The organism is Paraburkholderia unamae (assembly GCF_003268775.1).
Taxonomy (GTDB): domain Bacteria; phylum Pseudomonadota; class Gammaproteobacteria; order Burkholderiales; family Burkholderiaceae; genus Paraburkholderia; species Paraburkholderia unamae.
In genome coordinates this window covers 58,935-73,262 of sequence record NZ_QLSU01000029.1, presented here as the reverse complement: position 1 = coordinate 73,262, position 14,328 = coordinate 58,935, and the positions used below count along the sequence as shown (strand labels likewise).

Annotated in this window: 10 protein-coding genes and 2 tRNA genes; 7 read left to right on the top strand and 5 right to left on the bottom strand. The window is 65.8% G+C overall.

What is annotated here, in order from left to right; genetic code table 11:
* Positions 1 to 24 precede the first annotated feature (24 nt).
* From clpX to C7401_RS34285, 6 genes are all read left to right on the top strand, one after another.
* Positions 25 to 1,296 carry an ATP-dependent Clp protease ATP-binding subunit ClpX gene (gene clpX, locus C7401_RS34310; RefSeq protein WP_112176364.1) on the top strand — a complete coding sequence of 424 codons (1,272 nt, stop codon included), beginning with the start codon at positions 25 to 27 and terminating at the stop codon, positions 1,294 to 1,296.
* Positions 1,297 to 1,486: 190 nt separating this feature from the next.
* Complete coding sequence (lon, locus tag C7401_RS34305) at positions 1,487 to 3,913, top strand: endopeptidase La (protein WP_112176362.1); 2,427 nt, start codon at positions 1,487 to 1,489, stop codon at positions 3,911 to 3,913.
* 277 nt (positions 3,914 to 4,190) lie between these two features.
* A complete protein-coding gene (locus C7401_RS34300; protein WP_027796408.1) occupies positions 4,191 to 4,463 on the top strand; it encodes an HU family DNA-binding protein in 273 nt (90 codons plus the stop codon).
* Between the two features lie 60 nt (positions 4,464 to 4,523).
* Positions 4,524 to 4,599 (top strand) — tRNA-Val (locus tag C7401_RS34295).
* A gap of 35 nt (positions 4,600 to 4,634) precedes the next feature.
* Positions 4,635 to 4,711: transfer RNA gene (locus tag C7401_RS34290), tRNA-Asp, on the top strand.
* A gap of 103 nt (positions 4,712 to 4,814) precedes the next feature.
* On the top strand, positions 4,815 to 6,761 hold the full coding sequence (locus C7401_RS34285) for a SurA N-terminal domain-containing protein (protein WP_112176360.1): 1,947 nt from the start codon (positions 4,815 to 4,817) through the stop codon (positions 6,759 to 6,761).
* A gap of 115 nt (positions 6,762 to 6,876) precedes the next feature.
* On the opposite strand, the gene C7401_RS34280 is transcribed toward C7401_RS34285, so the two are convergent.
* Together C7401_RS34280 and C7401_RS34275 are read right to left on the bottom strand one after the other, a co-directional pair.
* Positions 6,877 to 7,224 carry a hypothetical protein gene (locus tag C7401_RS34280; protein ID WP_112176358.1) on the bottom strand — a complete coding sequence of 116 codons (348 nt, stop codon included), beginning with the start codon at positions 7,222 to 7,224 and terminating at the stop codon, positions 6,877 to 6,879.
* Between the two features lie 104 nt (positions 7,225 to 7,328).
* Positions 7,329 to 7,973, bottom strand: coding sequence for an arylesterase (locus tag C7401_RS34275; RefSeq protein WP_112176435.1), 645 nt, complete (start codon positions 7,971 to 7,973; stop codon positions 7,329 to 7,331).
* Between the two features lie 123 nt (positions 7,974 to 8,096).
* On the opposite strand from C7401_RS34275, the gene C7401_RS34270 reads away from it, so the two are divergent.
* Positions 8,097 to 8,831: an ABC transporter ATP-binding protein gene (locus tag C7401_RS34270; protein ID WP_112176356.1), complete on the top strand. Its 735-nt coding sequence runs from the start codon at positions 8,097 to 8,099 to the stop codon at positions 8,829 to 8,831.
* A 76-nt stretch (positions 8,832 to 8,907) separates the two neighbouring features.
* Here the strand turns inward: C7401_RS34270 and pgi are convergent, their stop codons facing one another.
* The 3 genes from pgi to C7401_RS34255 all read right to left on the bottom strand — a co-directional run bounded on the left by pgi (position 8,908) and on the right by C7401_RS34255 (position 13,851).
* Entirely contained in the window at positions 8,908 to 10,527 is a 1,620-nt protein-coding gene (pgi, locus tag C7401_RS34265; protein WP_112176354.1) for a glucose-6-phosphate isomerase, read from the bottom strand.
* 285 nt (positions 10,528 to 10,812) lie between these two features.
* A complete protein-coding gene (locus C7401_RS34260) occupies positions 10,813 to 12,405 on the bottom strand; it encodes an NAD(P)H-hydrate dehydratase (protein WP_112176352.1) in 1,593 nt (530 codons plus the stop codon).
* Between the two features lie 150 nt (positions 12,406 to 12,555).
* Positions 12,556 to 13,851, bottom strand: coding sequence for an FAD-dependent oxidoreductase (locus C7401_RS34255; RefSeq protein WP_112176350.1), 1,296 nt, complete (start codon positions 13,849 to 13,851; stop codon positions 12,556 to 12,558).
* Positions 13,852 to 14,328: the final 477 nt, after the last annotated feature.

The following is a 14,328-nucleotide window of genomic DNA, read 5'->3' as shown; positions in this document are numbered from 1 at the left end:
GAGTGTCCGGAGGCTCATTTATCCATGGCGGACAAGAAAGGTTCTAACAGCGAGAAGCTGTTGTATTGCTCGTTCTGCGGCAAGAGCCAGCATGAGGTGAAAAAGCTCATCGCTGGTCCGTCGGTATTCATCTGCGATGAATGCATCGACTTGTGCAACGAGATCATTCGCGACGAAGCCGCAGGTGCGGGCGTCGACGCGGCGCTGTCGCGCTCGGACCTGCCGAGCCCGCAGGAGATCCGCGACATCCTCGACCAGTACGTGATCGGGCAGGAACGCGCGAAGAAGATCCTCGCAGTGGCGGTGTACAACCACTACAAGCGTCTGAAGCACCTCGACAAGAAGGACGACGTCGAACTCTCCAAGAGCAACATCCTCCTGATCGGGCCCACGGGCTCGGGCAAGACGCTGCTCGCGCAGACGCTCGCGCGCCTTCTGAACGTGCCGTTCGTGATCGCCGACGCCACCACGCTGACCGAAGCCGGTTACGTGGGCGAAGACGTCGAGAACATCATTCAGAAGCTGCTGCAAAACTGCAATTACGAGGTCGACAAGGCCCAGCGCGGCATCGTCTACATTGACGAGATCGACAAGATCAGCCGCAAGTCGGACAACCCGTCGATCACGCGCGACGTCTCGGGCGAAGGCGTGCAGCAGGCGCTGCTCAAGCTCGTCGAGGGCACGATGGCCTCGGTTCCGCCGCAGGGCGGCCGCAAGCATCCGAACCAGGACTTCATCCAGGTCGACACGACCAATATCCTGTTCATTTGCGGCGGCGCGTTCGACGGTCTGGAAAAGGTCATCACCGACCGTACGGAAAAGACCGGCATCGGCTTCGGCGCGAGCGTGAAGAGCAAGCAGGAACGCGACACCGGCGAGGTGCTGCGCGAAACGGAACCGGAAGACCTGATCAAGTTCGGCCTGATTCCCGAACTGATCGGCCGTCTGCCCGTGGTCGCCACGCTCGGCAAGCTCGACGAAGCCGCGCTCATGAAGATTCTGGTCGAGCCGAAGAATGCGCTCGTCAAGCAGTATCACAAGCTCTTCAACATGGAGCGCGTGGAGCTGGAAATCCGACCGGCCGCCTTGCAGGCCGTCGCCCGCAAGGCGATCCGCCGCAAGACAGGTGCGCGAGGCTTGCGCTCGATCCTGGAACAGGCGCTGCTCGATGTGATGTACGAGCTGCCGACCATGAAGGGCGTGAGCAAGGTCATCATCGACGACAACGTGATCGACGGCGACGGTAAGCCGCTCTTGATCTACGAAGACGCTCCGAAGGTTGCTGGGTCGAACTGATGGTGGTGATCGGCTAAAGAGTTCCGGAAAAAGGCCGTTCATACAATGGGATGAACGGCTTTTTCGTTTATCTTGTGGTCGATGGCGCACTATTTTGGAGTCACTGAACTTTTCCCACACGCGCGAGGCTTGTAATCGGTATCTCAGGCCTCAATTACCGAACAATTGATTCCACTCATGGGGAAATGAAATGTCAGGAACCCAACTCCTCCCGCCGGAACGCACCACGCTCCCGCTGCTGCCGCTGCGAGACGTCGTCGTCTTCCCGCATATGGTGATTCCCCTTTTCGTGGGCCGACCGAAATCGATCAAGGCCCTCGAAGCGGCAATGGAAGGCGGCAAGCACATCATGCTCGTCGCGCAGAAAACCGCCGCCAAGGATGAGCCGACCGAAAAAGACATGTATGAAGTAGGGTGTATCGCCAACATCCTGCAAATGCTCAAGCTGCCCGACGGCACCGTGAAGGTGCTCGTGGAAGGTTTGCAGCGCGCGAAAACGCTCTCCATCGAAGAGCAGGAAACGCAGTTCTCGTGCGAAGTGATGCCGCTCGAGCCGGACCACGCCGACAGCGCCGAAACCGAAGCGCTGCGCCGCGCGATCGTCTCGCAGTTCGACCAGTACGTGAAGCTCAACAAGAAGATCCCGCCGGAGATCCTGACCTCGCTGTCGGGCATCGATGAGGCCGGTCGTCTTGCTGACACCATCGCCGCGCACCTGCCGCTCAAGCTCGACCAGAAGCAGCACATTCTCGAGATGTTCCCGGTCGTGGAGCGTCTGGAGCATCTGCTCGCCCAGCTCGAAGCCGAGATCGACATTCTCCAGGTGGAGAAGCGCATCCGTGGGCGCGTGAAGCGCCAGATGGAAAAGAGCCAGCGCGAGTACTACCTGAACGAGCAGGTCAAGGCCATCCAGAAGGAACTGGGCGAAGGCGAAGAGGGTGCGGATCTCGAGGAACTCGAGAAGCGCATCACGGCTGCGCGCATGCCCAAGGAAGCCAAGAAGAAGGCCGACGCTGAGCTCAAGAAGCTCAAGCTGATGTCGCCGATGTCGGCCGAAGCGACCGTCGTGCGCAACTACATCGACACGCTGATCGGCCTGCCGTGGCGCAAGAAGAGCAAGGTCAACAACGACCTCTCGAACGCCGAAGCCGTGCTCGACGAAGACCACTTCGGTCTCGAGAAAGTGAAGGAACGCATTCTCGAGTATCTCGCAGTGCAACAGCGCGTGGACAAGGTCAAGGCGCCGATCCTGTGCCTGGTTGGCCCTCCGGGCGTCGGCAAGACGTCGCTTGGCCAGTCGATTGCGCGCGCAACGAACCGCAAGTTCGTGCGCATGGCGTTGGGCGGCGTGCGTGACGAAGCCGAGATCCGCGGCCACCGTCGTACGTACATCGGTTCGATGCCGGGCAAGATTCTGCAAAGCCTGACCAAGGTCGGCGTGCGCAATCCGCTCTTCCTGCTCGACGAAGTCGACAAGATGGGCATGGATTTCCGCGGCGATCCGTCGTCGGCGCTGCTCGAAGTGCTCGACCCGGAACAGAACCACACGTTCGCCGACCACTACATCGAAGTCGATTTCGATCTCTCCGATGTGATGTTCGTCGCCACGTCGAACTCGCTGAACATTCCGCCGCCGCTGCTCGACCGGATGGAAGTCATCCGCCTCTCGGGCTACACGGAAGACGAGAAGGTCAGCATCGCCCAGCGTTATCTCCTGCCGAAGCAGAAGAAGAACAACGGGCTGAAGCCGGGCGAGATCGAGGTGACCGAAGGCGCGATCCGCGACATCATTCGCTACTACACGCGTGAAGCGGGCGTGCGTTCGCTCGAGCGTGAAGTGTCGAAGATCTGCCGCAAGGTCGTGAAGATGCTGCTGCTGAAGAAGGCCGACAAGGCCGTCACGGTGGACAGCGCCAATCTCGACACCTTCCTCGGCGTGCGCAAGTACGACTTCGGTCTGGCCGCGAAGGAAAACCAGATCGGTCAGGTCACGGGCCTCGCATGGACGGAAGTCGGCGGCGATCTGCTGACGATCGAAGCGGCGGTCATGCCCGGCAAGGGCAACGTGATCCGCACGGGTTCGCTCGGCGACGTCATGAAGGAGTCGGTTGAAGCGGCTCGCTCGGTGGTGCGTTCGCGTTCGCGTCGTCTCGGTATCAAGGACGAAGCGTTCGAGAAGCAGGACATCCACATCCACGTGCCGGAAGGCGCGACGCCGAAGGACGGTCCGTCCGCGGGCGGGGCGATGACGACGGCGCTGGTGTCGGTGCTCACGGGCATTCCGGTGCGTGCCGATGTCGCGATGACGGGTGAAATCACGCTGCGCGGCGAAGTGCTGCCGATCGGCGGGCTGAAGGAGAAGCTGCTCGCGGCGCATCGCGGTGGCATCAAGCTCGTGCTGATCCCGGAAGAGAACGTCAAGGATCTCACCGAGATTCCGGACAACGTGAAGAACGCGATCGAAATTGTGCCGGTCCGCTGGATCGACAAGGTGCTGGAACTCGCGCTCGAACGTGTGCCGCAACCGCTGCCGGAAGAAGAAGTGAAGGCCGAGGACGCGAAGGCGCCCGTAGCCGAAACGAAGGATGCCGGCGCAACCGAAGTGGTCAAACACTAAACGGTTTCTCGCTGGAAGCACAAAGCCCGCGGCATTGCCCGCGGGCTTTTTTTTCGCCTTCACGATCGTTGACGCTGCAACGTCGGCCGCTGCGTTTTCTGACATTTCCCGCTGTTCGAAGCCTTCCTCGAATGCCGCGTTGCATCCGGCTCAACCCCGCTTGACACGGGCCTTTCGGCCCCGTTAAATGAGCGGGCCCGGCGCATTGCCGGGGCCGTCTTTCCAATAAGTTGATGTTCTTTCTTACGATTGCCCAAACACATTCTCGGGGGCTGGAATGAATAAAACGGAATTGATCGACCACATCGCACAACAAGCCGATATTTCGAAAGCGGCAGCGGGACGCGCACTCGACGCCGTCATCGGCGGCGTCAAAGGGACGTTGAAGAAGGGCGGCTCGGTCACGCTCGTCGGCTTCGGCACGTTCGCCGTCGGCAAGCGCACGGCCCGCACGGGTCGCAATCCGCGCACGGGAGATGCGATCAAGATCAAGGCGGCAAAGGTTCCGAAATTTAGGCCTGGCAAAGCTCTGAAGGATGCGCTAAACTAGCGGGCTCGCTACCTGATGAGGTGGCGCAGCAGAAGTCGCAGTGCAGGAAAGCATGAAGCTGGGTGCTTAGCTCAGTTGGTAGAGCGGCGCCCTTACAAGGCGTAGGTCGGGAGTTCGAGCCTCTCAGCACCCACCACAGCTTCGGTTCCAGCGTCTCGCGCAATACCGCACGGAGCGGTAGTTCAGTTGGTTAGAATACCGGCCTGTCACGCCGGGGGTCGCGGGTTCGAGTCCCGTCCGCTCCGCCAAGGATATCTCGACAAGAAGGCGAACTCCGGTTCGCCTTTTTTGTTGGCCGCTGTTGTAATATCGGGCGTTCCGTTTTTTGGCGCCCTCAACGTCTGGTCACGCATGCTCGACTTTTTCCGCAATCACAAACGCCTGATGATGTTCATGCTGCTTCTGGTCATCGTGCCAGGGCTGGGCTTCGTCGGTATTCAAGGTTTCCGCGGCTTCTTCGATGAAAGCGCGAATGTCGCGAGCGTCAACGGGCACAAGATCACGCGTGTCGAGTACGACAACGCCGCACGTCAGCAGATGGATCAGGCTCGACAGATCATGGGCGCGCAGTTCGACGCGAGCATGTTCGACACGCCTCAGCATCGCAAGGACATTCTCGACGGCCTGATCCAGCAGCGTGTGCTCGTGGACGAAACGCAGCGTCTGCATCTCACCGCATCGGACGACGCCGTGCGCCGCGCGCTGCTCTCCGACCCGGTGATCTCGTCGCTCAAGAATCCCGACGGCACGATCAATCTCGATCAGTACAAGCAACTGCTCGCCATGCAGGGCATGACGCCGGAGCAGTACGACGAGCGCGTGCGTTACAGCCTCGCCATGCAGCAGTTGCCCGCGTCGATCATCGGCAGTGCATTCACGCCGAAGTCGCTCGCACAGCAGCTCACCGGGCTGTCGGAGCAGCAGCGCGACGTGCAAGGTCTCGCGTTCCATGTCAGCGACTACGCGCAAAAGGTCCAGCCGACCGACGCGCAACTCCAGGCGTACTACGACGCGAACAAGAACGCGTTCGCCACGCCCGCCACGGCGCAGATCCAGTATCTCGTGCTCTCGGCCGCTACCGTGGCCGCCGGCGTGCAGCCGAGCGACGCCGATCTCAAGAAGTACTACGACGACAATATCGCGCACTACCGTACGCAGGAAGAAGTGCGCGCGAGCCACATCCTGATCACCGTGCCGAAGGACGCGAGCGCCGACGTGCGCAACGCCGCGAAGCAGAAGGCCGATGCGGTGCTCGCCGAAGTGAAGGCGCATCCGGATCAATTTGCGCAGATCGCGCAGAAGGAATCGCAGGATCCAGGCTCGGCCTCGAAGGGCGGCGACCTCGGTTACTTCGGCCCTGGCATGATCGCGGGCGGCCAGGCGTTCGACGACGCGGTATTCAAGCTCAAGAAGGACGAGATCAGCGGTGTGATCCAGTCGGACTTCGGTTATCACGTCGTCAAGGTGACGGACGTGAAGCCGGCGGTTACGAAGCCTTTCGACGACGTGAAGGCGCAGATCACGAACGAGGTGAAGGCGCAGCAGGCCGCGAAGCTGCTGGCCGACGCAAGCGACGGCTTTACGTCGAGCGTCTACGAGCAGGCCAAGACGCTGCAACCGGCCGCCGACAAGTACAAGCTCACGATCCAGACGGCCACGGTCACGCCGAAGCCGAATGCGACGCTGCCGGCGGACAGCCCGCTGAACAACCAGAAGTTCCTCGACGCCGTGTTTGCCAGCGACTCGGTCAACCAGCACAACAACACGCAGGCGATCGACGTGGGCAACAGCACGCTGATCTCCGCACGCGTCACGAGCTATCAGCCGGCCACCGTGCCCGCGTTCGCCGCGGTCAAGGATGCCGTGCGCCAGAAGGTGGTTGCGCAGCAAGCGGCCGACATGGCGCGCAAGGACGGCGAAGCGAAGCTCGCGGAACTGCAAAAGTCGAAGTCGACCGATGGCTTCTCGTCGGCGCTCAAGGTGTCGCGCAACGACGCGCAGGGCTTGCCGCCCAGCGCGCTGTCGGCGGTGTTCAAGGCCGACGCGCAGAAGCTGCCCGCTTACGTGGGCGTCGATCTCGGCAACGACGGCTACGCGATCTATCGCGTCAACAGCGTCACCAACGGCCCGGCCGCGGATGGCGCGCGCCTTGCCGCCGCGCAGCAGCAGCTCGCGCAGGTGGACGGCCAGTCGCAGGTGCAGGCGTATCTCGACGCGCTGCGCGACCGCTCGAAGGTCAAGATGTATGGCTCACTCGGAGCGGCGGGTCAGTCGGGCGACGGCGACGGCGGCCAGTAACCGGCCTGCCGGTCATCCCCGCCGGCGTGCGACGCCCGCGCAAAAAAAGCCCCGCAAGATGTTTGCGGGGCTTTTTGCATTCTGACGCGCCTGGCTAGAGATCAGAAGCAGGCGGTCAGAGGCAGGCGCTGATATCGCCAGTGGCGTCGCCGCCCGCGCCGCCGCCGGAGCGGAAGCCGACCCACGTCTTCGCGCTGGCGTTCCACGCCGGGCGCACGGTTGCTGCGGCGCCGTTGGGCGGTTGCTGGCCCGGCACGTAGACGTCGACAGCCTGGCCGTTGGCGAGCACGGACTGCGAGACGACCTTTTGCTGCGATTTGTCGGCCCACTTTTGCGCGATGCATTGCGCAACGGCCGCAGGCGGTTGCTGGCTGGTGCCGACGGACTGCGATCCGCTCGGCATTGGCTGATTGGCGCAGGCGGCGAGCGCCGCCGTTACGACAATAAGAGGTAAATATTTCACGCTTTATCCCTCCAGTCAGGGTCGGTCGGATTCAGACGGAGCGGCCAGCCGGGCTCGCTCCTCTGACACAAACTGTGGCCTGCGCCGAGGCGCTGCTGCCCGCCTCAGTGCGGCGCGCCGCTGCCGAGCAGCGGCTTGAGTGCCGGCCACACGTTGTCAAGCAGCAAAGGCTGTGCCTGCCGGGTGGGATGGATCTGATCGGACTGGAAAAGCTCGGGTTTATCGGCGAGACCGGCGAGCAGGAAGGGCACGAGCGGGACGTTCATCTCCTTCGCCAGCTTCTCGTAGATGGCGTGGAAGTTCCGCGTGTAGTCGGGCCCGTAGTTCGGTGGGACGTACATGCCGATCAGCACGGGTTTCGCGCCGCCTTTGCGGACCTGGGCGACGATGGCGCGCAGATTGCTCTCGGTCGTAGTGAGCGGCACGCCGCGCAGCGCGTCGTTTGCGCCGAGCTCGATTACCACCACGGCGGGCTTCATGCGCTGCATGACGAGTGGCAGGCGCGCGAGGCCGCCGCTCGTCGTGTCGCCGCTGATGCTCGCATTCGCGACGTTATAATCGATTCGCTCGCTGGCGAGACGCTGGCGCAGCAGCGCCACCCAGCCGCTATCGCGCGGCAGGCCGTATTCGGCCGACAGGCTGTCGCCCAGCACGGCGAGCGTCGGCCTGGCCGTGGCTGCGGGTGTCGCCGCGGCGCCGGCCGCAGGCGCCGGTGTGGCGGCGCGGGCACCGCCGCTCACGCCGAACATGGCGGCCCCGGCGAAGGCGGCGATCGAGGCAAGCGCGCCGGAGCGCGTGAGTGTGTAGCGTAGGGCGCGGCGCCATGCGGCGCGCTGTGGATTCACGGCTAACCTGTGCGTCATCATGTGCGAATGAATAGCGATCCAGTCATCGAAGTACGGGGTTTATCCAAGCGGGTCACCGACGCCACCGGCGAGCTGACCATCCTCGACGGCATCGACCTCACGGTGCAGGCGGGCAGCAGTGTGGCGATCGTCGGGGCCTCGGGTTCCGGCAAGTCGACGCTGCTCGGGCTGCTCGCCGGTCTCGACAGCGCGAGCGCGGGCTCGGTGCGACTGCTCGGCCATGAGCTTACCGGCATGGCCGAAGATCAGCGCGCGGCGCTGCGCAACGGCTCGGTCGGTTTCGTGTTCCAGTCGTTCCAGCTCATGCCGCATCTCACCGCTTTGGAGAACGTGGCGTTGCCGCTCGAGTTGCAGGGCGGCATGTCGACGCGCGAGGCTTTCGCGCGTGCTCGCACGCTGCTCGAACGCGTGGGACTCGCCGAGCGCACGGGCCATTACCCGAAGCTGCTCTCGGGTGGCGAGCAGCAGCGCGTGGCGCTTGCGCGGGCATTCGTCACGCGCCCGTCCGTGCTGTTCGCCGATGAACCCACCGGCAGCCTCGACGCCGCCACGGGCCACGCCGTGATCGACCTGATGTTCGAACTCAATCGCACGAATGGGGCGACGCTCGTGCTCGTCACCCATGACATCGATCTCGCGCAGCGCTGCGACACCATCGTCACGATCGAGGCGGGCCATCGCGTCGCCAACGCACCGCATGGCGTTGCGCACAGCACGAGCAACGTCGAAGCCGGACGCTAGCGCCCTGGTTCACCAGGCGATCTACCAGGACGATGCGCGGCGTGCGCTGGACAAGCGCACGCCGGATTCCCGCGATCTAGCGCTTGAGCGCCGCGCGGGCGCGCGCGATGAGCGCGGCCGTCGACGAATCATGCGCCTTCACATCGGCGCTCGCCGAGGTCAGGTCGGCTTCGACCACCTTGCCGAGGATCTTGCCGAGTTCCACGCCCCACTGATCGAACGGATTGATGTCCCACACGGAAGCCTGCACGAGCACCTTGTGCTCGTAGAGCGCGATGATCGCGCCGAGCGAGCGCGCCGTGAGCGCGTCGACGAGCAGCGTGGAAGTCGGGCGGTTGCCGGGGAACATGATGTGCGGCACGAGTTCGGGCTTGTCCGGGCCCGCGATCTTGCGCGCTTCTTCCTCGGTGCGGCCGAGCATCAGCGCCTCGCTCTGCGCAAAGCAGTTCGCGAGCAGCTTCGGATGATGGTCGCCCAGCGGATGCTCGGGCGTGAGCACGGCGATGAAGTCGATCGGCACGATTGTCGTGCCCTGGTGCAGCATCTGGAAGAACGCGTGCTGGCCGTTCGTGCCGGGCTCGCCCCAGGTGATTGCCGAGGTCGCGTAATCGACGAACTGGCCATCGAGTCGCGCCTGCTTGCCGTTGCTCTCCATTTCGAGCTGCTGGAGGTACGAAGGCAGGTAGTGCAATGCTTCGGAGTACGGTGCAACGAGATAGCTTTGCGAGCCGAAAAAGTTGCGATACCAGATGCCGATCATGCCGAGCAGCACGGGCAGGTTCTTTTCCAGCGGCGCTTCGCGGAAGTGCTTGTCCATGTCGTGGGCGCCGGCGAGCAGTTCGTCGAACTGCTGCGGCCCGATGGCGATCATGATCGACAGGCCCACGGCCGACCACAGCGAATAGCGGCCGCCCACCCAGTCCCACATCTCGAACACGTTTTCTTGGGCGATGCCGAACTTCACGACTTCGGCCGGGTTGGCCGAGACGCCCACGAAGTGCTTCGCGAGTTCGCCTTGCGGGCAGCCGTGCTTGACGAACCAGTCGCGCATCGACAGCGCGTTGGTCATCGTTTCGAGCGTCGTGAAGGTCTTCGACACGATGATCGCGAGCGTTTCTTCCGGATCGATGTTTTCGATCGTGCGCCACAGATCCGCGCCGTCGACGTTGGAGACGAAGTGCGAGGTGATCTCGGGCAGTTCGAGATGCTTGAGCGCGTGCACGACCATCTTCGGTCCGAGGTCCGAGCCGCCGATGCCGATATTCACGACGTGGCGAATGCGCTTGCCCGTGTAGCCGGTCCATGCGCCGCTGCGCACGGCGTCGGCGAACCTGGCCATCTTCGCGCGCTCGGCGAGGATCTGCGCGTGGAACGGGGCGTCGGCTTCGGTGGCGCGCAAGGCGGTGTGCAGCGCCGCGCGGCCTTCGGTCGGGTTGACGACTTCGCCCTTGAACATCGCGTCGCGTCGCGCCTCGACGCCGGCTTCGCGCGCGAGTTGCACGAGCAGCTTGAGCGTGGCGTCGGTGATGCGGTTCTTCGAGAAGTCGGCGGCGAGACCGGCGCCCGCGAACGTGAAGCGTTCGGCGCGCGTCGGCGCGGGGTCGTTGGCGGGGGCGAACCAGTCGCGCAGCTTTTCGTCGCGGATCTGTTCGTAATGCGTCTGTAGCGCGGACCAGGCGGGGAGCGGATTCGTCATGTTCGTCTAGCGAGGGATCACGAATGGAGGGCGGCAGGCGCGGTTCGCCGGTGTGGCTGAACGCGCGCGTCGCGCGCCGCGGGGAAACACGGCACGCCTCCGGTGGGAGACGGCGTGCAGAGAATCAGTATAGCGGGCCGACGCGGCGCTGCGCAGGGCCATGCCGCTCGTAAGCGCGCTGTGGGCTAGCGCGCGCCGGACATCTTCGTGTAGCAAGCGCCATGCCGCGCGAACGGGCGTGCGGTGACGCGGCGACTTGCGTTCAGCCGTTCATCGAGCCCGGCATCAGGCTTCGTAATCGGGCGCGTAAAAAAGCCGGTTCATGAGCTTGCGCACCATGGGCGCGAGCTCGCCCGCCGTGAGTCCCGCGGGGCCGTCGCCCTGCGCGCACAACGTGTCTGCGGCGAGACCGTGCAGGTAGACGCCCGCGAGCGCCGCTTCGTAGGGCGGAAGGCGCTGCGCCAGCAACGCGCCGATCATGCCGCCGAGCACGTCGCCGGTGCCGCCTGTCGCGAGGCCCGCGTTGCCCGTTGGATTGACGGTGACGCGGCCGTCGGGCGCCGCGATCACCGTGCCGCTGCCCTTGAGCACGACGACGGCCGCGTAGCGGGCGGCGAGCGCGCGTGCGGCGGCGAGCCGGTCACGCTGCACGGCGGCCGTGTCGCCGCCGAGCAGGCGCGCCGCTTCGAGCGGATGCGGTGTGAGCACGCAAGGCGCGCCGCGCGTGGCGGCCGACTGCGCAACGTGTGCCGCGAGCGCCTCATCGCGGGCGACGAGATTGAGCGCGTCGGCATCGAGCAGGACCGGCGCCTGAAGGCGCAGGATGGCGTCCACGAGCTGGCGCGCCGAGGCGCTGCCGCCCATTCCGCAGCCGGCCGCCACGGCGTCCATCGCGCCGAGCGCGAGCTTGCTGGCCGCGTGCAGCATCAGTTCGGGGTGAGGGGCGTCGTAGGGCGGCGCGTCGCTGCCGAGAAAGCCCACGTGGATCTTGCCCGCGCCGGTGAGGAGCGCGGCGCGCGCCGCAAGAATCGGCGCGCCGCACATGCCGGTGTCGCCGCCCACGACGGCGAGCGTGCCGAACGTGCCCTTGTGGGTGGCGAAGTCGCGGGCGGGCAGCGCGGGCGCGAACAGCGCCGGTGCGTTCAGGCGGGCGGCGCGGGGCGTGTCCTGAGTGTCGATGCCGATCGGCGCGACGGACACCGTGCCTGCATGGTTGCGGCCCACGCCGGTGTAGAGGCCGGGTTTCGCGGCGATGAAGGTGACGGTATGGGTCGCGCGCACGGCCGGGCCGTCGCCCACCACGTTGCCGGTGTCGCTGTCGAGTCCGCTCGGCACGTCGAGCGCGAGCACGTGGCCTTGGCTGCGCGCGCGCGCCGACAGGCGCCCGGCCAGCTCGCCGAACACGCCTTCGAGTCCGCGCGCGAGGCCGATACCGAACATCCCGTCGACGAGCCAGCCGTAGGCGTCGAACGACGCCGGTGGCGCGGCTGCGATCGGCACGCCCGCCGCGCGCGCCGCTTCGAGCGCCCAGCGGGCGTCGTCGGGCTTGACCTCGACCGGCATGCAGACCTCGACCGCCACGCCCACGCGATGCAGCTCCGTGGCGACGACGAGCGCATCGCCGCCATTGTTGCCCGGCCCGGCGGCGAACCAGACCGGCTTGCCGCTCGCGGTCGAGGGCGCGTGAGCCAGTTGCTCGCGCAGGAAGTGCGAGGCCGCGGCACCGGCGCGCGCCATCAGCGTATGGGCGGGCAAGGCGGCCTGCGCCGCGACTTCGGCGGCGCGCAGCTGTTCGACGGTGAGAAGCGGGAGCGCACGGTCGTGCGGATTGAGCAGCGCCGGTTGTGCGGCGGCGGGGGAAAGCGGAGCGTGCGTCATGGCGAGGCGGGCGGGAGAGGCGACAACGCAACGATACCCGAGCACGACGTCAGACGGCGCGCCTCATGAGCGTGGCGAACGAGCGCGGGGCGACGAAGTCGCGGCCGCACGCGTCGCTCAACGGCGGCTCAATAACGGCCCAGGCGCATTTCAGGCGCGGCCGGGCCAGAGCGCCGTAATCGTATCGGCGGGCAAGTCCGGCGCGGTGTTGGAGATCTGCTGGGCGACGAGGCGCGCCGAGCCGAGCGAGAGGGCCCAGCCCGCCGGTCCGTGGCCCGCGTTGACGAACAGGCGTGGATGGCCCACGTTGCCGACCGCCGGCAGGCCGTCAGCGGAGAGCAGCTTCATGCCTTCCCACGGCAGCGCCGCGGAGATGCGCGCGGCGCCCGGCGCCCAATCGCGCGAGGCTTCGCCGAGCAGCGCGAGCGCGTCTTCGGTCAGGGCTTCGGGCAGCGCCTCGTCGACTTCCTTCGCGCGCAGCAGCACGGCGGCGCCCGAGATGCGCAGCCGGTGATTCATGCGTGTGATGGCGATGCGCTTGGCGGCGTCGACGATCGTGGTGTTCGGCACGCATTCCTCGTGCGCCACAGGCGAATTGAGCGTGTGCATGCGCAGCGGATAAAGCGGCATCTTGAGGCCGAGCGGCGCAAGCAGGTTCGGTGTTTGCGCTCCCGCGGCGACCACCACGGCGTCGCCCGAGATCACCTCGACTTCGCGTGAGCGGCCCGGCTCGTTCGCGCGCGGCGCCAGCTCGACGGCCGCGCGTTGATCTTCGAGACGGATCGCGCGCACTTCGCGGCTGGTCTCGAACTGCACGCCGCCCTGGGCGTCGAGCACCTGCTTGAGCAGTTTCACGAAGAGCGGACAGTTCGCCACGCGGCCGGTCTCGAAGCGCACGCCGCCCGCGAACGGCGGATCGGCTGGAATCGCGTGGTCGAACGCCACGCATTCGGCGGCCGAAAGCGCGTGGTGAGGCGTTTCGAAGCGGCGCAGCAGTTCGAGCGCCGGTTGCGTGAGCGACCATTCGTCACTGCCGCGCACGAGGTAGAGCAGGCCGTCGCGCTGCTCGTAGTCGAGCTGGAAGCGCGCGTCGATGTCGGCGAGCGCCGCCTGGGCCGATTCGATGAGCGGGCGCAGCAGCGCATAACGCCCGGCGAACGCCTCGGAGCCGTGCAGCGTGGCGAGGCGCTTGACGAAGGTGTGTGCCTGGCCGCGCCAGCCCGTCTTGCTGATCACGCCGCCCGAGGATTGCCGGCCGTTGCGCAGGAAGGTGGGGCCGAACCAGACATCGAGCGGCGTGGGCAGCGCAATGCCGCTATGGCCATAGGTCGCGCCTTGCGCGACCGTGGCGTGGCGCTCGATCACGCAGACGCGATGCCCGGCCGCGCGCAGTTGCCAGGCGGTGGCGATGCCGGCGATTCCGCCGCCGATGACGATGACATCCATGACGATACGTTCTGCTGACAGGCGGCGCTCGCCCGGATGAGGGCGCTCTGCCAAAGGTGGGGCGTGCGGCGCGCCGAAGCGATGTGCGGGTGCGCCGATCAGACGAAACGCGCAATCATAGCAGCGAAAGCGCCCGCGTCGCCATGCGCGAGGCCGGGCTGCGACGCGCATCGCGCATGGCAGCAAGCCTGCCGCGCGCACGCCTGCGCCTGCGCCGGAACCCGCGCCAATGCGCCTGGCATATCGCGAAATGAACGGCATGGGCGCGGCGTGTGCGTTGCCGGTCCCCGCGAGTGTCCCGAAAAGGGGAGGGGAGCGGGCGCGGTAGCGCCTGCGGGGCGGTCAGGCGAGGCCTTCCGGGTTATAATCGCGGTCTCCCTTCGCCTGACCGTCGCCATCCCCCGCGCGACGCATCGCCACCTTGCGACGCATCGCGCGAGGCGAAGCCGCGACGCAACCTCGACGCAACGCCCCAGT

Coding starts and splice junctions, on each gene's coding strand:
- clpX (WP_112176364.1), top strand. CDS start 25: ATGGCGGACAAGAAAGGTTCTAACAGCGAGAAGCTGTTGTATTGCTCG.
- C7401_RS34300 (WP_027796408.1), top strand. CDS start 4,191: ATGAATAAAACGGAATTGATCGACCACATCGCACAACAAGCCGATATT.
- C7401_RS34270 (WP_112176356.1), top strand. CDS start 8,097: ATGAATAGCGATCCAGTCATCGAAGTACGGGGTTTATCCAAGCGGGTC.
- pgi (WP_112176354.1), bottom strand. CDS start 10,527: ATGACGAATCCGCTCCCCGCCTGGTCCGCGCTACAGACGCATTACGAA.
- lon (WP_112176362.1), top strand. CDS start 1,487: ATGTCAGGAACCCAACTCCTCCCGCCGGAACGCACCACGCTCCCGCTG.
- C7401_RS34275 (WP_112176435.1), bottom strand. CDS start 7,973: ATGTTCGGCGTGAGCGGCGGTGCCCGCGCCGCCACACCGGCGCCTGCG.
- C7401_RS34285 (WP_112176360.1), top strand. CDS start 4,815: ATGCTCGACTTTTTCCGCAATCACAAACGCCTGATGATGTTCATGCTG.
- C7401_RS34260 (WP_112176352.1), bottom strand. CDS start 12,405: ATGACGCACGCTCCGCTTTCCCCCGCCGCCGCACAACCGGCGCTGCTC.
- C7401_RS34255 (WP_112176350.1), bottom strand. CDS start 13,851: ATGGATGTCATCGTCATCGGCGGCGGAATCGCCGGCATCGCCACCGCC.